26 protein-coding genes and 2 tRNA genes are annotated in these 25,398 nt (G+C 45.4%); 10 read left to right on the forward strand and 18 right to left on the reverse strand.

The features are described 5' to 3' along the window. Positions 1 to 488 precede the first annotated feature (488 nt). From sucC to ppa, 4 genes are all read left to right on the forward strand, one after another. Positions 489 to 1,628: an ADP-forming succinate--CoA ligase subunit beta gene (gene sucC / locus QXV08_RS01710; RefSeq protein ID WP_342786634.1), complete on the forward strand. Its 1,140-nt coding sequence runs from the start codon at positions 489 to 491 to the stop codon at positions 1,626 to 1,628. 2 nt (positions 1,629 to 1,630) lie between these two features. Then, positions 1,631 to 2,506: a succinate--CoA ligase subunit alpha gene (gene sucD / locus QXV08_RS01715; RefSeq protein WP_342786633.1), complete on the forward strand. Its 876-nt coding sequence runs from the start codon at positions 1,631 to 1,633 to the stop codon at positions 2,504 to 2,506. A gap of 396 nt (positions 2,507 to 2,902) precedes the next feature. Then, positions 2,903 to 3,316 (forward strand): hypothetical protein, encoded by a 414-nt coding sequence (locus tag QXV08_RS01720; protein ID WP_342786632.1) that lies wholly within the window; start codon positions 2,903 to 2,905, stop codon positions 3,314 to 3,316. A gap of 80 nt (positions 3,317 to 3,396) precedes the next feature. After that, positions 3,397 to 3,924, forward strand: coding sequence for an inorganic diphosphatase (gene ppa, locus QXV08_RS01725; protein ID WP_342786631.1), 528 nt, complete (start codon positions 3,397 to 3,399; stop codon positions 3,922 to 3,924). 100 nt (positions 3,925 to 4,024) lie between these two features. On the opposite strand, the gene QXV08_RS01730 is transcribed toward ppa, so the two are convergent. The 4 genes from QXV08_RS01730 to thsA form a co-directional block, all read right to left on the reverse strand. Continuing rightward, on the reverse strand, positions 4,025 to 6,061 hold the full coding sequence (locus QXV08_RS01730; RefSeq protein WP_342786630.1) for a DNA topoisomerase I: 2,037 nt from the start codon (positions 6,059 to 6,061) through the stop codon (positions 4,025 to 4,027). Positions 6,062 to 6,091: 30 nt separating this feature from the next. Continuing rightward, positions 6,092 to 7,249, reverse strand: coding sequence for a site-2 protease family protein (locus QXV08_RS01735; RefSeq protein ID WP_342786629.1), 1,158 nt, complete (start codon positions 7,247 to 7,249; stop codon positions 6,092 to 6,094). Continuing rightward, complete coding sequence (locus QXV08_RS01740; RefSeq protein WP_342786628.1) at positions 7,146 to 7,466, reverse strand: DNA-directed RNA polymerase subunit K; 321 nt, start codon at positions 7,464 to 7,466, stop codon at positions 7,146 to 7,148. The genes QXV08_RS01735 and QXV08_RS01740 overlap by 104 nt, the downstream gene beginning before the upstream one ends. 310 nt (positions 7,467 to 7,776) lie before the next feature. Next, positions 7,777 to 9,426 carry a thermosome subunit alpha gene (gene thsA / locus QXV08_RS01745; protein WP_342786627.1) on the reverse strand — a complete coding sequence of 550 codons (1,650 nt, stop codon included), beginning with the start codon at positions 9,424 to 9,426 and terminating at the stop codon, positions 7,777 to 7,779. A gap of 231 nt (positions 9,427 to 9,657) precedes the next feature. On the opposite strand from thsA, the gene QXV08_RS01750 reads away from it, so the two are divergent. Then, the gene (locus QXV08_RS01750; protein WP_342786626.1) at positions 9,658 to 10,008 is read left to right on the forward strand and encodes a hypothetical protein; all 351 of its coding nucleotides are present in this window, start codon (positions 9,658 to 9,660) and stop codon (positions 10,006 to 10,008) included. 13 nt (positions 10,009 to 10,021) lie between these two features. On the opposite strand, the gene QXV08_RS01755 is transcribed toward QXV08_RS01750, so the two are convergent. From QXV08_RS01755 to QXV08_RS01775, 5 genes are read right to left on the reverse strand one after another with little or no spacing between them, the layout of a single operon-like run. Then, positions 10,022 to 10,861 (reverse strand): hypothetical protein, encoded by an 840-nt coding sequence (locus QXV08_RS01755; protein WP_342786625.1) that lies wholly within the window; start codon positions 10,859 to 10,861, stop codon positions 10,022 to 10,024. A 13-nt stretch (positions 10,862 to 10,874) separates the two neighbouring features. Then, complete coding sequence (locus QXV08_RS01760) at positions 10,875 to 11,198, reverse strand: hypothetical protein (protein WP_342786624.1); 324 nt, start codon at positions 11,196 to 11,198, stop codon at positions 10,875 to 10,877. Positions 11,199 to 11,255: 57 nt separating this feature from the next. Beyond that, entirely contained in the window at positions 11,256 to 12,182 is a 927-nt protein-coding gene (locus tag QXV08_RS01765) for a metallophosphoesterase family protein (RefSeq protein ID WP_342786623.1), read from the reverse strand. A 51-nt stretch (positions 12,183 to 12,233) separates the two neighbouring features. Continuing rightward, positions 12,234 to 13,367 carry an ATP-NAD kinase family protein gene (locus tag QXV08_RS01770; protein WP_342786622.1) on the reverse strand — a complete coding sequence of 378 codons (1,134 nt, stop codon included), beginning with the start codon at positions 13,365 to 13,367 and terminating at the stop codon, positions 12,234 to 12,236. A 29-nt stretch (positions 13,368 to 13,396) separates the two neighbouring features. After that, entirely contained in the window at positions 13,397 to 14,293 is an 897-nt protein-coding gene (locus QXV08_RS01775) for a class II glutamine amidotransferase (protein ID WP_342786621.1), read from the reverse strand. A gap of 74 nt (positions 14,294 to 14,367) precedes the next feature. On the opposite strand from QXV08_RS01775, the gene QXV08_RS01780 reads away from it, so the two are divergent. The 3 genes from QXV08_RS01780 to QXV08_RS01790 all read left to right on the forward strand — a co-directional run bounded on the left by QXV08_RS01780 (position 14,368) and on the right by QXV08_RS01790 (position 14,987). Then, positions 14,368 to 14,442 (forward strand) — tRNA-Val (locus QXV08_RS01780). A gap of 189 nt (positions 14,443 to 14,631) precedes the next feature. Then, a tRNA-His gene (locus tag QXV08_RS01785) sits at positions 14,632 to 14,731 on the forward strand. Positions 14,732 to 14,762: 31 nt separating this feature from the next. Continuing rightward, positions 14,763 to 14,987 carry a hypothetical protein gene (locus QXV08_RS01790; RefSeq protein ID WP_342786620.1) on the forward strand — a complete coding sequence of 75 codons (225 nt, stop codon included), beginning with the start codon at positions 14,763 to 14,765 and terminating at the stop codon, positions 14,985 to 14,987. 272 nt (positions 14,988 to 15,259) lie between these two features. Here QXV08_RS01790 and QXV08_RS01795 read toward each other — a convergent pair whose 3' ends face one another. From QXV08_RS01795 to QXV08_RS01835, 9 genes are read right to left on the reverse strand one after another with little or no spacing between them, the layout of a single operon-like run. Then, positions 15,260 to 15,730 (reverse strand): NADH:ubiquinone oxidoreductase, encoded by a 471-nt coding sequence (locus QXV08_RS01795; protein ID WP_342786619.1) that lies wholly within the window; start codon positions 15,728 to 15,730, stop codon positions 15,260 to 15,262. Beyond that, entirely contained in the window at positions 15,723 to 16,238 is a 516-nt protein-coding gene (locus QXV08_RS01800) for a 4Fe-4S dicluster domain-containing protein (protein ID WP_342786618.1), read from the reverse strand. Before QXV08_RS01800 ends, QXV08_RS01795 begins: the two co-directional genes overlap by 8 nt. Then, a complete protein-coding gene (locus tag QXV08_RS01805; protein WP_342786617.1) occupies positions 16,235 to 17,872 on the reverse strand; it encodes an NADH-quinone oxidoreductase subunit C in 1,638 nt (545 codons plus the stop codon). The genes QXV08_RS01800 and QXV08_RS01805 overlap by 4 nt, the downstream gene beginning before the upstream one ends. Next, complete coding sequence (locus QXV08_RS01810; protein WP_342786616.1) at positions 17,872 to 18,747, reverse strand: NADH-quinone oxidoreductase subunit H; 876 nt, start codon at positions 18,745 to 18,747, stop codon at positions 17,872 to 17,874. The genes QXV08_RS01805 and QXV08_RS01810 overlap by 1 nt, the downstream gene beginning before the upstream one ends. A gap of 6 nt (positions 18,748 to 18,753) precedes the next feature. Beyond that, on the reverse strand, positions 18,754 to 19,035 hold the full coding sequence (locus QXV08_RS01815; protein WP_342786615.1) for a hypothetical protein: 282 nt from the start codon (positions 19,033 to 19,035) through the stop codon (positions 18,754 to 18,756). Then, complete coding sequence (locus QXV08_RS01820; protein WP_342786636.1) at positions 19,032 to 20,540, reverse strand: complex I subunit 5 family protein; 1,509 nt, start codon at positions 20,538 to 20,540, stop codon at positions 19,032 to 19,034. Before QXV08_RS01820 ends, QXV08_RS01815 begins: the two co-directional genes overlap by 4 nt. Positions 20,541 to 20,542: 2 nt before the next feature. After that, complete coding sequence (locus QXV08_RS01825) at positions 20,543 to 22,054, reverse strand: complex I subunit 5 family protein (RefSeq protein ID WP_342786635.1); 1,512 nt, start codon at positions 22,052 to 22,054, stop codon at positions 20,543 to 20,545. A 16-nt stretch (positions 22,055 to 22,070) separates the two neighbouring features. Beyond that, a complete protein-coding gene (locus tag QXV08_RS01830) occupies positions 22,071 to 22,562 on the reverse strand; it encodes a 4Fe-4S dicluster domain-containing protein (RefSeq protein WP_342786614.1) in 492 nt (163 codons plus the stop codon). Positions 22,563 to 22,567: 5 nt separating this feature from the next. After that, a complete protein-coding gene (locus tag QXV08_RS01835; RefSeq protein WP_342786613.1) occupies positions 22,568 to 23,659 on the reverse strand; it encodes an FAD-dependent oxidoreductase in 1,092 nt (363 codons plus the stop codon). 158 nt (positions 23,660 to 23,817) lie between these two features. Here QXV08_RS01835 and QXV08_RS01840 point away from each other — a divergent pair, with 158 nt between their 5' ends. Both QXV08_RS01840 and QXV08_RS01845 read left to right on the forward strand, forming a co-directional pair. Then, on the forward strand, positions 23,818 to 24,555 hold the full coding sequence (locus tag QXV08_RS01840) for a phosphoglycolate phosphatase (protein WP_342786612.1): 738 nt from the start codon (positions 23,818 to 23,820) through the stop codon (positions 24,553 to 24,555). Beyond that, on the forward strand, positions 24,548 to 25,195 hold the full coding sequence (locus QXV08_RS01845; protein WP_342821381.1) for an HAD family hydrolase: 648 nt from the start codon (positions 24,548 to 24,550) through the stop codon (positions 25,193 to 25,195). Before QXV08_RS01840 ends, QXV08_RS01845 begins: the two co-directional genes overlap by 8 nt. Positions 25,196 to 25,398: the final 203 nt, after the last annotated feature.

The following is a 25,398-nucleotide window of genomic DNA, read 5'->3' on the forward strand; positions in this document are numbered from 1 at the left end:
TCATCATCCGAGGGCTTGACTATTCACACTCACCGCCACATCATCATCTAATCATAACGCTACCGCCAAAACTTAATAAACTCTCCTCTCATCCCCGCCACAGAAGGGCGAGGCTTTCAGTTGTAATGATACCTGTTAGCTTCCTTTGGGTTCTCATTACTGCTAGGTTTAGTGTCATGTTGACAATTATATGCCTTACTATGAGTATGCTATGGTGAAACATGATACTCTTCATCCTACTAAGTGTGATCCTATATTCCTGCCTGACAAAACATCGTATCGCGATCTCCAAGTATGGGTATCAATTACTATAGGCAGGTATTTAGTGGTTGCTTGAAATACTTGGTTATTTCCAGCACCTGGTTGACACATGGTGTATTTTGAACAATATTGAGTCCTCTAAGAATGGTATTATGGCTGGTAAAAGATTGGATCACGCATGCGTGCTTTAAATCCTTGGCCAGGTATCTTAAACTATGGGGTCCTGTATGAAACTGTATGAGTATGAAGGTAAGGAGATTGCTAGGAAGTATGGTATTGAGACCCCTAGAGGCATCCTTGCAACCAGCGTCGAGGATGTGGCTAAGGCATATAGAGAGTTGAATACGGGGACAGTAGTATTAAAATCCCAGGTACTCGTGGGCGGTAGAGGCCTGGCCGGTGGAGTAAAGAAGGCTAGTAACCTAGAGGAGGCCCTTGCGAAGGCAAGGGAGCTCTTCTCGATGAGCATTAAGGGTGAGAGGGTTGAAAAGATACTGGTGGAGGAGGCTGTGTGTATCAGTAGAGAGCTTTACATGTCTCTCACTGTTGATAGGGCTACTAGAAAACTAGTCTACCTTGCCTCAGGTATGGGTGGTGTTGAAATAGAGGAGCTGGCTAGAAAACACCCTGATAAAATACTCAGGATACCCGTAGACCCTTTCATAGGATATAGTGGCTATATGGCTAGGCAGGCACTTGGGTTCCTTGGTCTTCAATGGGATAAGCTGGGACAGCTCGACAGCATCATGAGGGCTATGTATAAAATAATGATGGACTATGACGCGGAACTAGTGGAGTTCAATCCCTTAGCCTACACGTGTGATGGGAAGCTTACGGCGCTGGATGCGAAGATAATCATAGATGATAACAGCTTATACAGGCATCCCGACCTTCAGCCTTTATACGGGAGGGATGCCACCTCTTATGAGAAAATAGCTAAGCAACTCGACTTCAACTATGTTGAGCTCGATGGAGACATAGGGGTGATAAGTAATGGAGCCGGGTTAACGATGGCCACCATGGACTCGATTCTACATTATGGTGGGAGACCAGCCAACTTCCTCGATATTGGTGGGGGTGCTACGCGTGAGAGGGTGAGGGAAGCGGTTAAAATAGTGGTCACCCATCCGAGGGTCAAGGCAGTGTTAGTCAATATATTTGGCGGTATAACCAGGTGCGATGAAGTTGCCTCTGGAATCATTGAAGCCCTAAGTGAAACCAGGGTGGTTAAACCCATCGTGGTTAGGATGCTTGGCACCAATGAGGAGGAGGGCAGGAGAATACTTATCGAGCATGGTATAACTGTTTACACGGAGATGGATGAAGCAGTATTAAGGGTTATCCAATTAGTCAGGGAGGTGAGCTGAAGATGGGTATAATAGTTGACTCAAGGACCAGGGTACTTGTTCAAGGGATAACAGGTAGGGAGGGCGGGTTCCACACAAAGCTCATGCTGGAGTATGGTACCAAGATAGTTGCAGGCACCTCACCCGGTAAAGGAGGAACATACGTCCATGGAGTTCCAGTGTATAACTCTATAAATGAAGCCATCAGGGAGCAGGGGGCTATTGATGCAAGCATAATATTTGTTCCAGCCAGGTTCGCCAGTGACGCTGTCTACGAGGCCGTTGACAATGGTGTTAAAACCATAGTGGTTATCACAGAGGGCATACCTCTACACGATGAACTCAGGTTTGTGAACTACGCTAGAAGCCAGTCTGTCACACTTATCGGGCCTAATACGCCTGGAATAATGACGGTTGGCGAGGCAAAGCTCGGTATAATGCCATCGCATGTATTTAAACCTGGTAGAATAGGCATCGTCTCAAGAAGCGGTACGTTAACATACGAGGTGGCCAGGGAGCTTGTCAAACATGGTTACGGGGTTTCAACGGTTCTGGGATTAGGCGGAGACCCGGTTACAGGGTTAGACTTCATAGATGTATTCAAGATGTTCTCCAGAGATGATTCAACAGATGCAGTCGTGTTAATCGGGGAGATAGGCGGCGATGCTGAGGAGAGGTTTGCCAGATTCTACAGTCAGTATGATGGGAGGAAACCAGTTGTTGCATATATAGCTGGTAGAAGTGCCCCACCGGGGAAGAGGATGGGTCATGCTGGTGCAATAATATCGATGGGTATAGGTGACTATGCCTCCAAGAGGAGTAGCCTTGAAGAAGCCGGAATACCTGTAGCGGATACCCCGTCACAGATACACCAGTTATTAAGCAAGATCCTTGTATAGGGTTTAGGTATTTTTAAGGAAGACCTCCTTGGAACACATGGGGAGTCATACTGTTTTCGTTTTATAGGTTTTGTAGGTTGCTTAATGTTCTCCCCGCTTTCAAAGCAAAATCTATAAAGTACTGACTCCTTGTAAGCCCAGTGGTGACCCTGGTTTTCGAGGTCCATGGCTGGCCGTGGGGATGGGCCAGGGGGGAAACAGTGGTGAATAAATCTACGGAGACCTGGAAAACCGTAGGCGGGAAGCGGTGAGACATATATGGTGAAAGCCCTGTTCTAGGCTGAATCCCTAAGTATTATCTAATGCTATGGAAACGTAAGGAATTTCGTGGTTAGCTGGTTAGGAAAAATTTATTTATTTGCTTTGATCCCAAATAAATATATCAGGTGGAGTAAATTGAGTGTTGTGATAAAGGAGGTTTCTTCATTCAAGGATATATTAAAGATGATAGATGATACAATAGCATCACTAAAACAACAACTGGCAGAAAACCTGAAGAAGCTTGAAGATGCACGTGTGAGGGCTGAGCAAGTTAAGAAGTTGAGGGAGACATTCAAGAACCTCTTAGGAGAGGAGGTCTTGGTAAGCGGTAAGGAAATAGATTTGAAGGATGCAAAGATACTTATAAACCCTGATCCACTTACAGAGCTCAAGGCAATAGAGGAGGCTATCGAGAAGATAAACACGACTATCCTAGCACTTCAAAACCTCAGGAAATCGCTTGAGCCATGGACCAGTGTTGAAGTACCTAGCAGGATAACTGTGGTTATCAAGGAGGGTATTCCTGTAACGATACTGCTGAAACTATGAGCTTAACTATGATGGAATACTTTTTATTCTCCATGGTATTTAATCTCTAGAATAGTGCCTGCAATTTGGGTGTATGAGTCATGAGTCAATACAGTAAGCTCGGCCCCGGTTCTAAAGCCCCTGAGGAGGTATATGTGGTTATAGAGATCCCGGTTAACAGTGGAGTCAAGTATGAACTGGATAAGGAGACAGGGGTTTTAATGGTTGATAGAATACTGTATACTTCAATGGTCTATCCATTCAACTACGGCTTCATACCCGGTACGCTGGAAGAGGATGGGGACCCAGTAGATGTCCTGGTTGTATCAAGCGAACCTCTAATACCTGGCTCAGTTATAAAGGTAAGGCCTATAGGAGTCTTGGAAACAGAGGATGAAAAAGGAAGGGATGCAAAGATTTTGGCTGTCCCAGTTGATAAAGTAGACCCGAGGTACAGTAATATAAGAGATGTAAAAGACCTACCTGAGGCGGTTAAGCAGAGGATAAAGCACTTCTTCGAGCACTATAAGGAGCTAGAACCCGGTAAATGGGTTAAAGTAATAGGGTGGAAGGGAAGAGATGAAGCTTTAAAGAGAATTAATGACGCGATTAATAGGTCTAAAGGCTAACACAGCGTTTTTCACGATTAGAAACCATACTCGTTTCCGTTTCCCGCCTATGGTTTCCGGGTCAGAACAGGTAGATATGTGGATGCTATCCTCATGGAAGCTAAGTTAGCTCAGACTCTATAACCTCCTTAACCCATTTACCAGTCAACCTAGACTTCCTTAACTTATCAATATACTCGTTGAAAGTAACGTCTTTCCTCCTACTCCACTCGCTATAATATTCACGTACTAGTTTAACTGCGTTAGCGTGGTAGCTGCAGAGTCCATTAATGACTCCTTCACGATAGCATGAGCTGACACGACACTTTCTTGTGTTCTGGATTATTTTCAACCTTAAAGCCAGTTGTCTCCCTGCTTCAATTCTGTTTCTATCGAATTTACCGAGTAGCTCGGTGAGAACTCTTCTCGCCTCCTCCAGTACCTCGTCCCTCTTCTTAACCCCGCTCCTTATGCTCTCCATCTCCTTCTCGAACTTACGTGTTAACTCGACGCTGAGGAGATCTGGGAAGAACTTTTCAAGAATCTCTACAACTCCAAAGCCTATCTCGGATACATCTATACCACTGGATTTTTGGTGTTGGTACAGGTATTTTCTTTCGAAGAGTTTCTCAATTATCTGCGCCCTTGTAGCTTCCGTACCTATCTCAACGCTCTCCATCCATCTTAATAGATCTGTTTTTGTGAGCCTTTTAGGAGGCTTCGTGTATGACTCGCTGGCCGTGACCTTTACAATGTTTAATAACTCCCCTTCCTTTAATACAGGTATCTTGCCTACATGGTAGTTGTGGAAATTATAATACTTCAACCAGCCATACTCCTCTATAACCTGTCCCCTCGTCTCGAATACATATTCGTGTGACGGTGTGGTAGTCTTCACTACGTAGTAAACTATTCTAGTTGGTGGGGCAAACACTGCTAGAAACCTTTTTACTATTAGATCATATATAGCCCATTGCTTCTTTGTGAGTCTTTCTGGGACAATCCCAGTGGGGTAGATTGCTGGATGAGCTGGATCCTCTTTCTCTCCTTCAACGGGCTTTAACACGCCTTTTGTCTCAGATATAAGGCTTTCCACAAGATTCCTATAACTCTTTATCGATGAAATATTTTCCAGTATCCTCCTGTAGTCTAGTGTTGGAGGAAGCTTCTGACTATTCGTCCTAGGGTAGCTTATTAAAGCATCTAGGTATAGTTGCTCAGCTATGGACTGGGTTTCAGCTGGGCTAAACCCGTATAGTCTAGCCGCCTCCTTCTGTAGATCCCCGAGGTTAAATGGGGGTGGTGGATGGAGTACATGGTGTTTTTTCTCGACTTTACTTACAATCAAATACTTGTATCCTCTTATTTTCTCCACTATGTTTCTTGCATCTCTTTCCTTTTCAACCGGGTTACCAGTATACTCTAGCCTTATTTTTTCACCGTTCTTCTCCACTGTGATATTTATATTGTACTGGGGTAGTGGTATGAATAGGTTTCTCTCAACTACTTTATCTACGACGTATTTTAGCGTAGGGGTTTGTACTCTGCCGGCGCTGAGGATTATCCTCTCGCCTACAGCGTCCTCGACAGCCTTCATGAGGGCACGGCTTACATTGATACCCCATATCCAGTCCAACTCATGCCTACATAGGCCAGCCTCTATCATCTCGTAGTCTAGCCTGGTTAAATTGTTGAAGGCTTTCCTCAGCTCCTCTATTGTTAAACTAGAAAACCTGGCTCTGAAGGCTTTTCTTTCATCGCCGTTGAACTTTATTATTAGATATCCTATGACACTTCCCTCTATATCGTAGTCGCATGCATTTACATAGTAGTCTACTCCACGGCAAAGCTTCCCGAGTACTTCAAGGTACTCCCTTATATACTTCTTACTTGGATCGGCCAGATACAGCGGGATCCATTCATAACTGTATACAGGGTACCCTCTTAGACTCGTATGCAACTGGTAGAGGTATCCCACCGAGCTAGCAATAACTATGCTTGAACTATACGAGCCGACCTCGTAGATGGTAATGGAGCCGATTCTTTTCACGGTATGAGTAGGGGAGAGGGCACTGGCTATTTTCTTGGCTGCCTTAGGTTTCTCAGCTATAACGAGTATCCTACCCTTTAAATCCCATATCCTTATACTCTTGCTCACTGCTTGCCCCCTATCCTTGTACAGGTGTTGCTAGGCCGGTAGAGGCATGGTTAGGATCAGTAGCATTATATATAATATCAGGCATAGAGGGCACTTTGAGTCATCATACTGGTTGGCCCAGCCTGGATGCTGTCCCCTAGCTACAAATATGTATAGTAATACCATTACGATCCCGAGGCCTAGGTAGAACATAGAGGCCTCGATGCCTTGGAGGAACAGTAATACACCGAGCATGAATATCGATAATATGGTTACCAATCCAATCCTTGCATGATGCTCTCCACTGGTAAAGGATCTTACAACATGCCCGCCATCTAACTGTCCTATTGGAAGTAGATTCAGGAATGTGATAAGATACATTACGTATGCTATAAAGAGTAATGGATGCATGATTACAACCATATCACCGCTGCCCCGTATCATGAGTAATACTTGGAGAAGCATGCATGAGACAGGCGTGTAAGATAGCTCGCCACTCTCAACCATTTCAATAGCTTTGCTGACTGGGATAACTGGTGATAAGTATAGCCCTATGAGGCCAACTATTGTTGCCGCGATGAACCCCATTAAGGGCCCTGAGATACCTAGTTTAGCGAGGTCTCTTCTAGATGGTGGAAGCATCTTCATAAATATCACTGCCCCAAACGTTCCAAGGAATCCTAGCTGTATCGGAGGGGCTGGAATAAGTATAGGGCCCTCTATTTTGAAACCGGATTTCCTACTGACATATATGTGTCCAAATTCATGGATCAATAATACCATGATGAATAAGGAAGTGTATATTATAGTGTTGAATAATAATTCAGGTAAAGTAACAATATGTCCCCCCAGGCTTAGAAAGGACTCGGATAACCCGTAGCCGGTTAACCCGATCATTATGATCGAGAGAATAGTTAAAGCCAGTCTATACCTGGTGGAACCGGTTTCAACCATTATCAGCCTAACCACTGGCTGTATTGCCCTTATCTGTATTAGCTGGATGTTATTATCGGAGAGATACTTATATAAATCAGCAAATACCTCTCTACTCAGGGGCTTATCAAGCACTATATCCAATATTTGCTTTCCATGTACAGTGTACTCCCTATACTCTACGACTGATACTCCAGCTCTCGAGAACCGTCTCAAGGCTTCTTCTAATACTTGGAGTGAGTAGTTTTCCGACTGGAACCAGTTCTTCCCGTCCATTATTTATCCTCCTTATAGACATTGGTAACAAGCCAGTTAATAACTCGTTCACAGCGATGTAAACCGGGTCTTTAACCGGTAGATTAGAGACGTCTATTATTGGAGGTGCCCCCATTGAGAGCTGTAAGGCTCTAGCCCCAACCACTCTAGCTATCTCAAACCTTGTGAGCCTCTTTGAGAAAACCTCCTCGTAAATCCTGGTCACCTCGGAGCTCATCCAACCACCTCTCGTTAAACAACTAACTAAGCCAGAAATATTATGTAGGTAGGATAGGACTAATAAAATTATCAGTATCGATACATTAGGGATACTCTCCCAGCCTAGAGATACTTTCCGGCTAGATATATCCATCCTTCTCCCAGCCCTGAAGTGCGAAGCTTTCAGTCGTAATGGTTTCCTAGTTAATGTGATGCCGAGGTGTTGCTTACATTACTGGGTAATATTTAATCAATAATTAAATTAGGTTGATTTAAACATGGTTATTTCTTATGGTTAAGGAAGTGTACAAAATAAATTTTTAAGTTACCTAATCAAAGCTCGGCATCTTGGATTCTTCGCCTTCCTTCTTGCCCTCTTTTTCTTTCTTTACAGGGCTAGCGGCGATGACATCATCTATCTTCATTATCGTCACGGCAGCCTCAGCAGCAGTCTTTATCATGGATTCCTTAACTAGTAGAGGCTCGATGACGTTGTTGGTAATCATGTCTTCAATGATTTCACCAGTTATAGCATTTATACCTGCATACTTCTTACCCTCGCTATGTAATTGTCTTAGCTTCATCAATATGTCGAGTGGCTCCTTGCCGCTTGTTTCAGCAAGTATTAATGGTATCTCCTCGAGTGCTGAAGCAAATGCTTCTATAGCTAATTGCTCCTTACCACCTATTTTGCTAGCGTATTCCCTGAGCTTCATGGCCAGCTCTATCTCTACAGCACCGCCACCTGGCACTATTTTCGGTGTCCTCATGACGTTTCTCAACACGTTTAAAGCATCCTTGAGGCTCCTCTCTATCTCATCCATTACCATGTCGCTTGCCCCGCGTACTAGTATTGTTACAGCCTTGGGGTTCTTGCATCCCTCTATGAATACCATTTTATCGTTACCTATCCTTCTCTCCTCTACTAGTGCAGCGTATCCGAGGTCCTCGGGCTTCAGGTCTCTCACGCTACTTACTATTCTGCCGCCTGTAGCCCTCTCGAGTTTCTCGAGGTCGCTCCTCTTAGCCCTCCTTACAGCCAGTATCCCCTTCTTAGCTAAGAAGTGCTGGGCAACCTCATCGATGCCTTTCTGACATACAACAACATTGGCGCCGACACTAGCTATCTTGTCAACCATCTCCTTCAGCATCTCCGCCTCTTTATCGAGGAAGGCTTTTATTAGCTCGGGACTGGTGATATTGATTTTAGCCGTTATTTCTGGTTTCTCTATCTCTAATGCTGCATCGAGCAGGGCTATCTTAGCGTTCTCAACTCTTCTAGGCATGCCTGGGTGGACAACCTCCTTATCCAACACGATGCCGTAAACCAGCTGAGTATCCAGGACGTTTCCACCCTTCTTTTTCTCTATCTTTACATCATCGATTCTGAAATCATATGTTCCATCAGGCTTAGGCTCGGCTACTGCTAGGGCTGCATCTATAGCTATCTCGGTTATCTTCTTCGATATAATGTCTCCACCAATGTACTTGCTTGAGATAGTAGTGTTAACTATTCTCCTAAGCATATCCCTGTCTCTCGGGTTTATTTTAACGCTGATCTCGTCCAGTAGCCTTAAAGCCTCCTTCATGGCCTTGGTGTAGCCCTCTATTATTATGCTTGGATGGATGTTTTGGTCGAGAAGCTCCTCGGCCTTGGCTAGGAGTGTCCCAGCAAGCACTACGGCACTTGTTGTACCATCACCTACTTCGGCATCCTGGGCCTTAGCGACTTCCACGAGTAGTTTTGCGGCTGGATGCTGGACCTCCATCTCCTTAACTATCGTGGCGCCATCGTTTGTAACAGTGACATCCCCGAAGCTGTCTACAAGCATTTTATCGAGTCCTCTGGGGCCTAGACTGGTTCTCAGCACTTCTGCAAGAGCCCTTGCAGCAGCTATGTTTGCTCTTAGAGCATCTCTACCAACGGTTCTACGTGTTCCCTCCTTCAATACCAATACAGGTACGCCATATAGCGCCATAACTCTCCACCTACACCATGGTAGAATCCAGTGGTATTTCATGAAAGGACTTCTATATAAACTTTTCTATCATAAATATTTTAATCGATCCCATTGAATCCTGTTGCAACATAATAAATATAATACCCGTGGGAAACAATACAAATAATTTGAGAGTAATGAGATTACAGCTGAAAGCCTTATACTTCAGGGCTGGGAGGAGGCCAGATGAATCGGAGGCGGTAAGCCAGGATGTATGAACTACGTTCAAGGGAAGAGCTTATCCGTGCCATAATTGGGAATGAAGTCGTACTCATAGAGTATTACATCCCAAACAATAAGGATTCAGAAAACCTGACGGCAGCCGTAAAAAGCCTGGAGGAAGAGGGCGATTCAAGGATACTCTTTTGCAGAATAAACATGACCGAGTATCCGGAGCTCGTGGAGACACCTAGGAGGATTCCCTACGTTGAAGTCTATTACATGGGTAAAAGAGTCTTTGAACACTATGGGAGTCTAAGCACGGTGGACCTGAATCTACAGGTTCTTAGAAGAGGATTGAGGCAAGTGTTTAGAGAATTAAACATTAGCCTACGTATCTAGCCGGGTATTCAACCTATATTCTTACATCCCTGCTGTTTATTTCCTCAATAATCAAGTTAATCTCGGCACGGGTTAATCTAATAGGGTAGAGAACCCTGCCTCTAGCCTCAGGGCTCTTCGGGGTATATACTCTCAGTGAGTCAACAAGGATGAAGCCTAACTGTAATACTTCACGTAGCTCCGCCACACTGGCTGTCTTTAAGTACGTGTTGAATTTATCACTGAAGCCCATACTATCTCTAATATACTTTTCCGAGACGGTGGCTCCGCAGACTACGCAAGAATACTCTGGCGAGATACCATTAAAACCACACCTCGGGCACTTCAACATTTCTTTAGGGCCATATTTATTCCATAGGCTCTGAAGCATTGTGATCAACTCTGGTTTATTATATTCCACCGCTAACTTGTAGAGCCTAGATACATCCTTAATCAACGCTCTACCACCATTAGCTATAAGGAATTCAAGTGTAAGTGGTCCAGGTTTTTCGATTGACTCAAGGATTTTCCCAGCTATATACTCGTTAACTAGTTCCCTGTTACGCTGGATCTTCTTCAATACTGAATCAGGACTGGGTCTGCTCGAGTAACCGGAGACAACTGCCTCAACTACCTCCCTCACCACGGACTTAGCTATTTTTTCATCGATATCCAGCTCACTTAAGCCCAGGTAGATATATGCTTGATCAAGTACTTCGTCAACTATTTTACCGGTGTCAAAGGAGCTTTTAGCCTTCTTGGGTCTAGGACGAGTTCCACTGTTAACGACTGTTTTCGCAGGAGTTGATTCCTCTTTATCTTTTCCCCTGCTGTTTTTACGCTGACCACCTTTGCCTCTAGGTATATCAAACACACCTCCGGGTAAACTATGCTTTGTCAGATATCGCTGTGTAGCCTTCTATTTCCTCCCTTAATTCAAGTGTCTTACCTATTAGGTAGCTTAGTATTAATTTAGCATATCCCTTCTTCTCGCGTAGTTTATAGAGGTAGCTTTCGATCTCCGCTGGAGTAGCCTTCCCCTTGAAGACTATGCGTGAGATCTCGTTTGCTATCCTCACTAGTAATTCCTCGTACTCCACGTATTGATCTACTTTATCACTGTAGTATTTCTCGATGAGTTCATCAATGATGTCGCCAACTACTCTCTCAATTATCTCAGCCATTTCATCGCTACTGTTCCTTCTAGCCACTATTTTTCACCCGCATTATCACGAGAGACTAATTAATTAACGTGTATTAAATACTTTTTAATAACGCCCTGGTTGCACAGGTTCTACAAGGATCCTCTCGAGACGGCTCCTCCCCTCTGTCTCAGAGTAGACTAGTACACCAGCATATCTGAGCTCGTAGACAAGTGGTGCGGAGAACACTGTGATGACACGGCCATTATGTGCCTCCCTATAGCCGTCAACATATTCATGGCTCCGGATTATAACTCCGTCTCCAATTAAGCTGAGCGCTTTCTCCGTGAACCTTGAACCATAGAGGTATCCAGCACCACGAGGCGATGGAATCACGTCTATTCCTAGCTCCACTGGATCACTCCAGAGGACTGATTCAATTGTTTCAGCTGAGAAAGCCTGTGAGCCTATCTCGAACGCGTCCTCGATTACAGTGCTTCTGATACACCTTAATGGTGGACCCCCATGTACAGCGATAAAGCCCCTTCTCCTGAAAGCTATGAGTGGTAGCTTTGAGAATAATTTAAGGAATAACCTGTATAGTGCATGCCCCTCATCACCAAAGTATTTGTTGAGGATATCTGGGAAATCATGGGGATAGGGCTTCAGGAACTCGGGTGGCTCGTGATTACCCCTTAGCAACACTACTTTATCCGGGTAGAGCTTCTTCAGTAATAGGAGGAGCGTTATAGATTCTACCTGTAAGTATCCTCTATCAATATAGTCACCTAGAAAGACCGCGACACCGTTATTGATTATTCTTGGAAACACGTTCTCCAACACCGCGATGAGAGAGTAGAAATCGCCGTGTATATCACCAATGAAGGATATACTGGGGGCTTCTAAGAACTCTACTACACCAGGTCTATGTACTTTAAACACGTTTCCATCTATTTCTAGGATGGTTGTGGAAGTATTAATTAGATCAGCCAGCCTCCCTAGGTCACGGGAAATCGATAAGGCCTCTTCAATTAAGTCCCTTAGACCAGGCATTTCAACCACTATTATGAATATTAGCTATAAAGATTAATTTAATTATCTGGATCAATGAGTGTAGGATACAACCCTCACTACGCGGTATCTCCCATAATCGATGAGAACCCTGTAGTAACCCTCGAGCATTTTATCTACGGCTGGATCACCTGTATCCACATATAGCTCTCTGAGCTCCCGTATCTTGGACTCTGTGGCGACAATAATTATATTATCCCTACCTATCAACGAGAGCACTCTAGGAGATAATTGCTGATTACCCCTCCCGAAAATAAAGCCCTGCCCCCCTATAGGGGTGACTACTAGTTTAACACTGCTATAATTCTTCAAGATGCCTAGTAATTGATCCTCCCAGGCATCCTTCACGAGTATCTGTCCGTCTAGGACAATATCCACGCCTAGCAGTGTACAGGTTAAGCCCAGTTTTACGCATATAGCCTTAACAGTGGAGCCAGGTCCCAGGATATACGGGGTATAGGGATTCATGGTTTCTACTATGTATTCAGCTATTGATTCCTTATTCAACTCCTCATCAATCCCACTATAAATGCTTTTACCAGCCTGTATAAGCCCTGGATATACAGGTGTCTTCAAGTACCCGTAGACCCGGATAGCTATTTTGTCCTGTCTGAAAGCCTCTTCATCTATATCGAGAACCTCGCGTTCAACGATGACTGTTTCCCCATTGATGAATTTAGTGAGGAGGTCGGCTGCAGCATACGGGTTTAAGGCAAATATGCTGCTATACATCTTCACGCCGCTCGGTACAGCTATAACAGGTAGCTCCATACCTACGGCGGTATAGATATCTCTCGCTGTTCCATCACCGCCTACAAATACAAGTATATCAACGAGTCCCTTCATTTCCCTGGCTATTCGAATAGTATCCTCCCTCGTGGTCTCCCTGTTGCCCACTCCATTAATAACCCTAGCCAGTTTACCTGTATGGATGCTCTTGGAGACCTCTTCCTCACCCATAAGGCCTGGAGCCGTGTATATCTCGAAGCATTCATTACGTAATGCGTTAAGGAACTCTATGGCTCTCTGGGGTGAAACGGGTTGTGCACCTCTCTCCAGTGCTATCTTGTATGCTTCTCCATCAGTTCCCTTTAACCCTACTCTGCCACCCATTCCCGCGATAGGGTTAACTATGAAACCCATTTTCACTATCTTGCTACATGTCATCAATAATCACGCATAGAGTCTTCACTAGCTTAAAGCTTCGTGATCAACGATATCTCCTTCCCTCTTATACTGTATAAGCCGGGCTCAAGGAACCATGTTTTAAATTGCTCGGACACTTTGCTTGGTAGATATTCTTTGATGGTTATAGAGCCCGCTATAACTGCTTCATCAGACGTATATGCCACTATCTTATAGTAATCCAGGAGAGTCTGTGACGGGTTCCCGGCAACTTTGTGGGATATATAGAGGGATGGATTCCTCGAGATTAATGCGAGTAAGCCGGTGTTATACCCTGAGTTTTCTGGTATATACTTTAACCCCTTAACATACGCGTCTCTAACGCATTCATCAAGATTCTCATTGATGCTTAAGCAGTCCCCTATATTATCCATGATGTAGTAGCCCAGTAACTCGGAGTCGACTCTTATCCAGGGGTAAACCCCTAGTTCTCTGGCGAGCTCCTCCTTCTTAGCTCCACCATTATGTGCGAACCATAAGGCGCCATTCTCCATGAGCCTTATGAATGGATGAGTGTACTCAAGCCCGTAGGGCTCGTTTCTAGAGGACTTACGTGAGTGTATTAGTAGATATACTTCTTTATACCTTTGTATCCTCTTATTGATTAAATCCAGGACTCGCAGGCTATTCTCGAAATATATTGGCTCAAGCATTCTATGATAGATTACACTGGGGTTATCCCCGTAGCCAACTACGGCTATACCCCATCCATCATCGTGGGCACTGTACCTGTTACCGCTTACTCTTTCTAGATACGGGTCACGCTTACTGCTCTCAACAAATGCGTTTAAGACTTCACCAGTCAACTCTATTTTTTCACTAGTGAACCTGGCTACTAGGAGTCTACACATCTTGAAGCCACCATTTATATTCAATAGCATGTAGAAGTATAAAATATATTGTCTCAACCACTATAGAGTTGACGTTGATTGAGGCGGCTAAACCATTTATAAAACCCGGCATAATTATTATCCAGTATAGAGGGCCCGTCGTCTAGCCTGGTTAGGACGCCGCCCTCACACGGCGGAGGCCCGGGGTTCAAGTCCCCGCGGGCCCACTAACCTATTCCACTAATCTCCCTGTTTAAAGAAGGATGTAATCGTTGCCCAACATACTCCTCCCTGCCCACAAGGCCGGGCTTTCTGAGTAAACATTAAAAACCTAGTATCAGCTTTATCAATCTACTTGAGGGCCCGAGCATAGAGCCTGGTAGGCCATGATGAACTCGGGCCACTACTTGAACGTGGCCCGGGTAGCTCAGCCTGGATAGAGCGCCGGGCTGTGGACCCCTCGAGATGAGGAGGGTGGAAACCCGGAGGTCCCGGGTTCAAATCCCGGCCCGGGCCCTTTCCAATAACCTTAAAATAGGTGTCCCTCATGGAGTCAGGTAAACCAAGGGAGATATACATACCGATCCATGCATTGTCAACGTGTAGTTTAACGGATCCATGCCCTAATATAGAGTTAACTAGTTTTGAAAAGGATGGAGAGAAATACTGTGTGGCTTACTGTAAAATACTTGAGAGATATCTAACTAGGTCTACTGTTAGGAAATGTGAGACCCTGTGGAGATCCTGTCCTTTCGCTAGGATGAACCTTTAGGAATAAAGGATTACAACTTCTAGGTGGATAGGGGTTTTAAGATTACGTACTCGTTTACAACGTCTATTCCGGCTATTCTCTTAACTATTTCGGGATCCGTGAGTATTACCTCCGCACCCTTCATTAGCTTGTTGAGGATTTCCCCGGGGAGAATGCCCGCTGCCTCCTCGATGCTCAGTTCCTTGATTCTCCTGCATGATGATACATCCCCTGTGAAGTGCCGGGGGAATAATGTTTCATGATGTATGTATTTACATATATATGCGGTAAGCTTACTCGGCGTACTTTATCTCCCCCTTCGCCTTCTTTGATACGAGTCCCTTTATCAACGCGATAGCGTATAGGAGGGCTTCAGGCCTTATAGGGCATCCTGGCACATAGTATATCCCGTCGACCTGTATACCTTTCTCATCCAGGATCTTTTTCAGGCTCCTCACGCCTCCGATGGTTGAATACGTGTCATGCCATATACCGCCTCCAACACCGCAGGATCCTAGTGCCACTATTATTCTTGGACGCGGTACAGCCTCTATAGCGTTTATTACTTTGGGGAGTGCTTCAATAGTTATCGGCCCCGTTAACAATATCACGTCGGCATGCCTCGGGGACCCTACTAGTTTAACACCGAATCTCTCTGCATCATGGAACGGGGTCAAGGCGTCGAGTATTTCTATATCGCAGGCATTACAGCTACCTGTGTTTAAATGGAATACCCATATACTCTTTTTTAAGAGACTATTCAAAGTCACCCCTCCTCCTTGATAGTGCCTTAATGAAGTTTCTTTTCCTGCAATCAGGGCATTTATCTAGGTATTCCTCACTTAAGGACGCTTGCTCCGCTACATAGTGTATCATTTTCTCTGTTGCATAGGTGTTGCCACATGATGCACATGCCTTCCTTGAGTGTACTACATGCGTGTAGAGGTCTAAAATATCATCTGTAGCCAGCTCGAACTCCCTGGTCCCCTTGATTGCGCCTGCAGGACATACGTCTATGCATCTCCAGCAGAATATACATCTCCCGATGAAATATCTTAGCACGAGTTTCTCCTTATCCTCTATTAACTGTAACGCGTTTGGTGGGCATGCATTAACGCATGCACCGCATCCTATGCATTTGGAGGCATCTATCTCTATTTTACCCCTGAAATCCGGTGTTACAAGTGGTTCTTCAAACGGGTACTTTCTTGTTGCTCTCCCTGCTTCACCAGCTATTACTACTAGTTTAACTGGTTTAAGGAGTTTACTCATAGTGGAACACCCCTGTTGAAACTTATTCTCTCCACTCTTTCATTCTCTCTTATAACCAGGATTCTATCAGTGCATGAGAAGCATGGGTCTATACTGGCTATTGTGAGTGGTGCATCAGCTAGGGATTGATCCCTCAGCATTATCCTCAGTGCTGGTATGTTATTATATGTTGGAGCCCGGACCCTCCATCTATATGGTTTCCCATTACCTGTTAACACGTAGTGTACATCCCCTCCCCTAGGGGCCTCAACCACCTGGACCCCTATCCTCCCCTCGGGTATCTCGTACTTGTCAAGCATTATGGGGCCCCTAGGTATGGCGTCTAGTAGTTGTATTATTATCGACATCGACTCCTTCACCTCGTCGACTCTAACTAGTGCCCTAGCCATGTTGTCTCCCTCGGTGTAAACCGGGACCTTGAACGACGCATACTTGTAGGCTGCGTATGGTAAATCCCTCCTGGCATCCCTGTCTATACCTGACGCCCTTGCAACAGGGCCTTCGACTCCTAGCTTTACGGCCCACTCCTTTGGCAGTACTCCTGTACCTGTCAGCCTCTTCTTGACTTGTGGAACGCTTATTGCGACATCTATTATCTTACTGAACTCCCTCTCTAACTCGTTGAGTACTTCAATGGTCTTCTTCCTCTTCTCCTCGTTTATGTCTCTCCGTACCCCGCCAACCATGTTTATACCGTAGGTTTTCCTACTCCCGGTTAATGCTTCAGCCAGCTCCATTACCTTTTCCCTTATACGCCACATATGCATGAAGCCGGCGTCGTATCCAAGGGTATGGAATGCGACGCCGAGCCATAGTAGGTGGCTGTGTAGCCTTTCAACTTCAAGGACTATGCTTCTAATAAATTGCGCTCTCTCTGGTACATCTAGTTTAGCAGCTTTTTCAACTGCTAAGGCGTAACATGTACTGTGCTCGAAGCCGCATATACCGCATATCCTCTCTGCTAGAAAGTTTACCTGTTGATACGTCATTCTGGTTTCAGCTAGTTTCTCTATTCCACGGTGTACATGGAATCCTCTGTATTTAACGTCTACGATCCGTTCTCCTTCAACATATAGCTCGAAGTACTCTGGCTCGTGGAGAGCCGGGTGATAGGGTCCTATAGGCACTGGCACCCCGGTTTCCTCAGCCTGCTCTATTTTCTCCGATACTACATGGAGGTTTAGCCTTTGATCGTATGAGAATTCCTTTCTTAATGGGTATACTCCATCGGGCCAGTATGGTGGTAGAACAAGTCTCTCTCTTCTCCTCCCCTCGAATTGTATCCCGAGTAAATCCATTGCTTCCAGCTCACACCAGTCCGCTGCTGGTACCTCGCCAACTATGCTGGGTGCAACCGGGTTATCTCCCTCAAGGTATGTTTTCACTAATACATATAGCCTTGATGAGTCATCCGTGAATATATGTGTCAGCGTGAAGAAGCCGTTTAATGGCCTCTCATCTATTGCAACGCACGTCCTATGTGTTAGCCTGTATTCATTGAACAATGTGGAGGCCGCCTTAACCAGGTTTTCACGGGGTATGTATAAGTGTACCATGTCCCCTTCCACAAGATACTTGCCGCCTAGTTTCCCAGCTAACTGGATGTATCTATCTAGAAGCGTCTTGGAATCCATTACTTAATCACCAATAACCCTGTTATAGATATTGTTAACAGGACTATATATACCTTGAATAAGGTGCCTGGGGCGAGATCTATACGGCTCCTCCCAAGCATCACACTGGTTATAGAGTACAGTATCCATATAAAGGGGATGGATGCGTTCACCAGGATGAATCTTACCAAGGGGTTCAACGGCATCAACGTGAACACTACTACTGCTGTAAGCATGGATGAAATATATCGCTTCAAGTATATTGAATACAGGTATAAAGCGAGGGCTCTACCACTTAACTCTACAAGTATACCGGATGCGAGCTCTACCTCGGCCTCAGCGATGTCAAATGGTACCCTACCAGATAGAACATATGTTGCTGTGATAACCAATATTATGAGTGGTATAGCGATCACCCAGCTCATAATGCCGGATGGGTGTAGGGAGACAGTATAGTAGTAGAATAAGGCGAGCCCAGCCACTAGGGAGAACTCGTTCACAAGCGCTAACATGACTTCCCTCATACCTCCGATCTGTGAATAAGGATTCGAAATTAGGAGCGGCATGGATATGTTTACGGTCTGCGCTACAGTTACCAATGCTATGGCCACTGGCATCAAGAGTGCGGTGTTTATCCCTAGTACTACTATATTTAATACCAGTATCACTGCGAGCTCTAGGATTATTGAGAGTACTGTGGTGTAGAATACTAGTGGATATGATGGGAACTCTACTGGCTCCTTAGATAATAGTTTACCTAGGTCCAGCAGTGATTGATGTAGTGGTGGGCCCACCCTACTCTGCAGTATAGCCTTTGTTTTCCGCTCGACGCCATCATATAATACCGGTAATAGGATTGCGAGAGCGAGAGCTATTAAGGCAAGTAATTGCTCCACGGCTCATCACCCAAGTAATATAGTCACAATAACCAGGAGTATTGCTATGACGCCGAACCATAGTGATGCTAGTAACATAGACTCTATCATGGTGAACTGGAGCTTGTTGAGCCTCCTAGATAAGGCGTCGGTGAAGTGAGAGATGTATGGGAAAACCACGTCGCCAATATTCGTGAGACTCGACATCAACGTGAGGAGTGTGCCCTTGCGTGTTGATTTAAGCTTCTCCATGGTCTTCTCAGCTATTTCTTCAAACCATTTTACTATGCTGGCCCTTATGTAGCTCATTGCTCAACACCTGAGAGCCAGTATTTTGGTTCGCCCATCCTATATATGGGCTTTCTAAACAGCATCCATGCGTACATGAGTAGGGAGATTGCTTCTAGTAACAGCAGTGTAATAGCTAGGTAGCCGGGCATGTACTCCATGGATAACGCCATGTATATGATGGGGAGGATAAGCGTGATGAACGCGATATAGTACTCAGAGAATAACTCCTCCTTCATGACTTTTACAGGGGGTTTTACAACTTTTCTGTAGCCCCCTATATAGCATCCAATTATCTTAATACTGTAGAGTATCGAGAACACGGCTACTACAATGATAATTATGCTTGTAAGTAATGGTATAATCCCTAGTGACGGAATGAGCAGTATAATTGTTATTAGAAGCATTAGCTTCATTATGAAGCCGTAGGAGGGTGGTATCCCGGCGAAGTTCATGAATATATTAAAGGCTGGAATGATTAAAGATGGATATAACTGTCCAAGGTATCCTAGTTTATAAATGTCATAGGTGTTCGCTAATTGATCCATTAATGCAGCATTCATGAATGCATGGGCCTTGACTACTCCATGGTATATTATATAGAAGTATAAAAGATACGATATGAGGGGGTCTCCGTAGAGTATTGAAAACGAGTATAGTATGGCTATTACTCCGGCATGCCCTAGCGAGCTATATGCCAGTAGTCTTCTAATATCCTTCTGAAGTGTTGCAGCGAAGCTCCCATATAAAGCCGTTATCGCTCCCTGTGCTAGTATGATGTAATTCATGTACACGGGGTATGTGAATATCGTTGAGGCTAGAAGTAGCCCGAAGACGCCTATCTTTATTATTAGTCCGCTCAGTATTGCTGAGCCGTGTTTAGGTGCCTCTGGATGTACTATGGGTAGCCATATGTGTAGTGGGAATAACCCTAGTTTTATAGTGTACCCGATCAATATCAACGTTGCCACCAATGGGTGTATACTGGTCTTGTGTAGTGCTAGCATTGAAAAACCCGTTGTCAGCGACGCCTCTAAACCATAGTTCTGTGCTATTATTGCCCACATCGTTAGAACAGCTATGTCAGCTGGTATAGTGCTTAACACTATATAGTATATTGCTATCCCATAGTTTTCAGCCCCCTTATCCATTAGAATCACTAGTACCAGTAGCAGGTCTAGTAGTAGTAGCCCGATGACAAACTCCCCGAGTAATCTGGCGTTGAACACGGTGAGCACTGTTACAAGCACGGTATTTAATAGTGATTGCTGATATGATACTTTTCCATAAATTACCCTATAGTACCCCTCCGAGTGCAGGGTTACAGCCACTGATACGAGTGTTGCAAGCACTACGAAGTATTTCTGAAAGTCAAGTAACCCAGCTGGGTTGAATAATGCATCGATTAATGGGATGGCGAAACCCATTACTCTGAGTACTCTGCTAAGCCTGGCTAGGTTATCGCTTATCGCTGATCCTGTTAACACGAGTATGTATGATGCCGAGGTGATTATTCCGTGGATCATACTCAATGCTTAACACCTCTCTCTCCGGTCACTGTGAGGTACATGAGTGCTGTAGCGAGAAGCATGAGGGGTGACACCATTGAAAACAGGAGGATTACGTCTGCTAATTCTTTAAGTAATGGTATCGATACTATTGGTAGGTAGACATTTGATAAGCCGAGCACGAGTACGGGTATTTGGGTTGCTCTAGGTATCTCCCTGGGTTTCTCTGGGAAGGGTGAGTGTGGCGTGCTAAAGTATATCGTCATGTATTTCACGGCTAGGTATGCTGATACCGCTATATATGTTATGAATCCCGCTAGTATCAGTAATCTAGCCGGGTCTAATGCCCGGGATATGATATAGTATACTGAGAGCGCTTTAACCGTGAAACCTATCGTGCCTGGAGCACCCATTAATGTGAGCACGGCCAGGAGTCCTCCTATCGATGAGAGGGGCAGTGTTTTCGAGAGCCCTCTTATACCATGTATATACCTGGTCCCATAAGATGCCTCGACCAACCCTATTTCACTGAAGAGCGTCACCTTATATGCTGCATGCATCAGTATCGAGAGCCCGAGCAGGTTCTCCATGCCGTTGGAGGGGTTGAGAATATATAGTGCGAAAACCATGCTTATATAGCCGTTTGTCGCTATGGTTGCGTATGCAAGTATTTTCTTACCATCTCTCTGGGCAGATACCTGTATCCATCCATAGATAACCGATATGAATCCTAGAATGGCTAAGACCATGGCTAGCTCCATGCTATAGCTCGATAAGTCGACTAGTTTAAGCACCCTGTATAACCCGTAGAAGCCCAGTGGAGTCATTAAACCACTTAGTATCGCTGAGGCCGGTGAAGGTGCTGCTGAGTGTGCCCCGGGTAGCCAGAAGTGTAGCGGGATATTTGCTGTTTTAGCTATGAATCCAACGATTAATAGTGGAATAAAGTATATGCTTGCCTCGCTGTGAGACGGTATAGTTTTAAATGGCTTAATCAGGAACCCTATGTCCACGGAGGCCATGGTCGCCATTACCGATAGTATTGAGACCAGTATCACTGTGAAAACAGAGATCTCGAATGTAAGTGTTGATGTAAGCAGGTATCCTCTCGAGGATCTCAGTGAGCCCTCTATGGAGTGAGCCTCTCCTTCAACGATGAGGTACCATCCAATAATCTCTGCAGCTGACCACATTACTGCCAGTGATATGAGGTTTGGTGAGCCATAGGTTGCAGCTACAAGGATTACGAATAAGTCTATTACGGTATCGAATCTCCCATGGTATTTCTCTAGCTTGAAATAATATGTTGAATATATGCCTATGATATATCCTAGAGCCAGTGTTGTGTAGGCTAGTAGTGTTGGGAAATCATCTATTAAACCACTACTATACTCGAGGTATACGGCTAAACCGGTTAAACCATACGGGATCGGTTTTAGGAGAAACCTGGGTAAAGGATTTAAATATGGTCTACCCGTGAATATGAGTATTACAAGTGAAAAAAGATAGAGTAGTATACTAGCTGTGAGCATGTCCACATTGCTTCACCTATAGTGTCTCGAATCTTGCCCTCGCCATTGCTTCAGCTGTCTTCTTCTTCGCCTTATCGAATACCAATGCCTCCTCCCCGTATATTATTGCCCCGGCTGGACATATAGAGCTACAGCCCGGTTCCAACCCGTTCCTCCTTTGATCCATGCAGAGGTCGCACTTGGTCGATATCCTTAGTGATCTATCGAGCTCTGGGATACCGAATGGGCATGCGTAGAGGCATGCCATGCACCCGATGCACTTGCTTGCCACAACGTACACGGCTCCCTCACTATCCCTGGTCATTGCCCCCGTGGGGCAGACATCTATACAGGGGGCTTTAGCGCAGTGCATGCATGAAACAGGTATTTCAAGGCCTAGCTCTGTCCTATATACCTTTATATATGGGTGTCCATTATGTATGAAATCACATACTGCCTCGCATGCACCGCATCCTATGCATGTCCCTAGGTCTATTATCCTGTAGTATTTACCCGGGTTCGAGCTCATATGGGTCACCTCGTTATTGAAGCAACTAGTTTAGCCTCTATCCAGTTGTGCATGTATTTGGCTGTGTATAGGCCGCTCTTTATCGCTGGGCCTATCTTTGAGGGGCCTGTTACCACGTCTCCGGCGGCGAATACCTTGGGGTTGCCTGTCTGCATTATATTATTTACTATTATTGTTCCATCCTTATTTAGCCTTATCCCTAACTTATTCATGTAGTCCTCTGACTGGGGTAATGGGGGTGTTGGTGACTCGCCTGTGGCGAATATTACTCTATCTGCCTCAATGATAATCTCCGAGCCTGGCACGGGGATTGGTTGGGGACGCCCTGTTTCATCCGGGGGTCCCAGCTGCATTCTCTGTAACTTTACGGCTTTCACAGCGTTGCCCTCACTAATTATCTCTACTGGTGAAACCAGCTCCATGAATTCTACTCCCAGTCTCTTCACCCTCTCTATCTCGAATATGCCTGCGGGTGCTTCCTTTATTGTCCTCCTATATACAAGGTAGGCTTCGGCACCTTCTTTCACTGCCTGCTCTGCCGCGTCTATTGCACTGTATCCGCCTCCTATAACTACTACTCTCCTACCTGTCGAAGGCTTCGAGTTAACTAGCCCCAGCTCGTAGAGCCTGAATCTATACACGTATTCTAGAGCGCTTTCAACGCCTTTAGCGTTAGCCCCCTGGATCCTCGGTATCTTCGATCTCCACGTCCCTGTTGATAATAGTACCAGGTCGTAATTGCTTATCAACTCCTCTAAGCTGGTCTTCTTCTCAACTAGCTCGTCTCCCTCTTCGTGGGGCATCTCTACTGAGGCGTATACTTTGGTTCTAGTGATGAATCTAACCCCCAGCCTCTTCTCTAGGTCTTTCACGCCCTCTAGGACCCTGTTCTTCGGTATTCTCCAGGGTGGTATAGCGAATACCATTAATCCGCCTGGGTAGGGTTGTTTATCATATACATCGACGCTGTGTCCCCGGCATGCCAGGTACCCGGCTGCTGCTAGCCCGGCTGGTCCAGCACCTACTATGGCTATCTTTATTCCTGTATCGCTCTGCTTCTCCCTGCACATGAAGGCAAAGTTTATGTAATCAATCATATCTACACCTCTACGGTGTTCTTAGGTATGTAGAGTCTTTAAAATTTATTCGGAACATATATATAGATACTTATTTCCCACAATATTCTTACCGTGCTTAAAACCGTGCTTGATAAATTTATCATGATCTAGTGATACATGGTAGCGGGGGGATCAGGGTGAGGGTGAGAATAGTATTCACGGATATCGATGGTACTTTAACCATTAATAGGAGGAGCTATAGGCTGGTCTTGAAGGCTGTGGAGGCCCTACGCTTACTCGTTGACAAGGGCGTGATCGTGTCCCTTGTCTCAAGTAATGCATTACCGATCGTAGTGGGGCTCTCTAGATATATTGGGTTAAATGGCCCTGTCGTGGGTGAGTCAGGTGCACTAGTCTACAGTGATGAATGGGGTATTGTGGAGCTGACTAATATGAGTGCCCGGGGCGTCTACCTCGACCTGCTTGAGAAGTATAGTGAGTATGTTGAGGATTCCTGGCAGAACAGGTTCAGGCTCTACGAGTATGCTTTGAAGATGCGTGAGAAATACCTGGATAGGGCTGGCGAGATAGTTGATGAGATGAGGAGGTATGTTGAGTCGAGTCATGAAGGCTACACTCTCGAGTACAGTGGGTACGCTATACACGTGCACGCCAAGGGTGTTGGGAAAGGGGTTGCGGTCAGGTATATCTTGGATAAGCTTGGCATCAGCAGTAGTGAAGCCCTGGGTATAGGTGATAGTGTGATGGATGCAGACTTCATCAAGTACCTCGGCTATAGGGCTGCGGTCGGCGGCTCTGATGAAGAGTTACTCAGGTACTGTAACATTGTTGCAGGGTCTCCAAGCGGCTTTGGTTTAGCCGAGATTATTTCACGTGTTTTAAACGGGATGGGTGATGAAGATTCTAGTGAGTAGTCTTTTAAACGGTGTCAGACTAATCCTCTTCGACCTGGATGGCACGCTTGTAGATAGCGAGGACTTCATTGTCTGGAGCTTTACCGAGGCAGCACGTCTCACTGGTCTACGCGTCGATCCATCCATCATCAGGGAGTTGATAGGCTACCCCCTCGAATACCTCCTCAACGAGATACTGGGTGGGGTCAGCGGGGAGAAGGCGAGGGAGTTCATCGAGGTTAGGAGGAGGCTTGTCTGGGAGAACTGGAGTAAACACGTTAAATTATTCCCGGATGTGGTGCCGACACTAGAATACCTGTCTTCAAAGGGTTACATGCTTGGAGTAGCTTCCTCAAGCATAGTGGAGAGAATAAATGCTTTCCTCAACCACCTCGGTGTATCAAGGTACTTCAACGTGGTTTCGGGAGTGACACCGGGTGTTAGAGGGAAGCCCGAGCCAGACGTGATATTAAACGCGTTGAGGATGACTGGTATGCATCCCGGTGAAACACTATACATTGGTGATAGAGTAGTCGACTGCATAGCTGCCAGGCGGGCCGGGGTCAGGATAGTGATTGTTAACAGGAGGGGAACAGGGCTACCCGCTAGTGGATGCAGCCCGGATGCAGTGGTTCAGAGCCTCATGGAGCTCATCGAATAAAACAATTAATACCCTTATGAAACATAGAAATATATAGCCCGCGGCACTGCCCGGCGGCGGCATCGCTTTGACGCCGAGCATAGCCCGGTGAATGATAAGCCGGTCTCCTGCCGCGGGCACACCATAGTGGGTCTGGAACCAGTCAATAGCCATGTAAATGATCATGAGACATAAAATATATAAACCCTTATCAACAAGAATAA

It is taken from the genome of Desulfurococcus sp. (assembly GCF_038881575.1).
Classification (GTDB): domain Archaea; phylum Thermoproteota; class Thermoprotei_A; order Sulfolobales; family Desulfurococcaceae; genus Desulfurococcus.

Excerpts from the sequence above, each read along its gene's own strand:
- QXV08_RS01790 (WP_342786620.1), top strand. The coding sequence starts at position 14,763 with ATGGAGTCAGGTAAACCAAGGGAGATATACATACCGATCCATGCATTG.
- QXV08_RS01815 (WP_342786615.1), bottom strand. The coding sequence starts at position 19,035 with ATGAGCTACATAAGGGCCAGCATAGTAAAATGGTTTGAAGAAATAGCT.
- QXV08_RS01800 (WP_342786618.1), bottom strand. The coding sequence starts at position 16,238 with ATGAGTAAACTCCTTAAACCAGTTAAACTAGTAGTAATAGCTGGTGAA.
- sucC (WP_342786634.1), top strand. The coding sequence starts at position 489 with ATGAAACTGTATGAGTATGAAGGTAAGGAGATTGCTAGGAAGTATGGT.
- QXV08_RS01735 (WP_342786629.1), bottom strand. The coding sequence starts at position 7,249 with ATGGACGGGAAGAACTGGTTCCAGTCGGAAAACTACTCACTCCAAGTA.
- QXV08_RS01835 (WP_342786613.1), bottom strand. The coding sequence starts at position 23,659 with ATGATTGATTACATAAACTTTGCCTTCATGTGCAGGGAGAAGCAGAGC.
- QXV08_RS01740 (WP_342786628.1), bottom strand. The coding sequence starts at position 7,466 with ATGAGCTCCGAGGTGACCAGGATTTACGAGGAGGTTTTCTCAAAGAGG.
- QXV08_RS01770 (WP_342786622.1), bottom strand. The coding sequence starts at position 13,367 with ATGACATGTAGCAAGATAGTGAAAATGGGTTTCATAGTTAACCCTATC.
- sucD (WP_342786633.1), top strand. The coding sequence starts at position 1,631 with ATGGGTATAATAGTTGACTCAAGGACCAGGGTACTTGTTCAAGGGATA.
- thsA (WP_342786627.1), bottom strand. The coding sequence starts at position 9,426 with ATGGCGCTATATGGCGTACCTGTATTGGTATTGAAGGAGGGAACACGT.
- QXV08_RS01820 (WP_342786636.1), bottom strand. The coding sequence starts at position 20,540 with ATGATCCACGGAATAATCACCTCGGCATCATACATACTCGTGTTAACA.
- ppa (WP_342786631.1), top strand. The coding sequence starts at position 3,397 with ATGAGTCAATACAGTAAGCTCGGCCCCGGTTCTAAAGCCCCTGAGGAG.
- QXV08_RS01765 (WP_342786623.1), bottom strand. The coding sequence starts at position 12,182 with ATGCCTGGTCTAAGGGACTTAATTGAAGAGGCCTTATCGATTTCCCGT.
- QXV08_RS01750 (WP_342786626.1), top strand. The coding sequence starts at position 9,658 with ATGTATGAACTACGTTCAAGGGAAGAGCTTATCCGTGCCATAATTGGG.
- QXV08_RS01805 (WP_342786617.1), bottom strand. The coding sequence starts at position 17,872 with ATGGATTCCAAGACGCTTCTAGATAGATACATCCAGTTAGCTGGGAAA.
- QXV08_RS01830 (WP_342786614.1), bottom strand. The coding sequence starts at position 22,562 with ATGAGCTCGAACCCGGGTAAATACTACAGGATAATAGACCTAGGGACA.
- QXV08_RS01825 (WP_342786635.1), bottom strand. The coding sequence starts at position 22,054 with ATGCTCACAGCTAGTATACTACTCTATCTTTTTTCACTTGTAATACTC.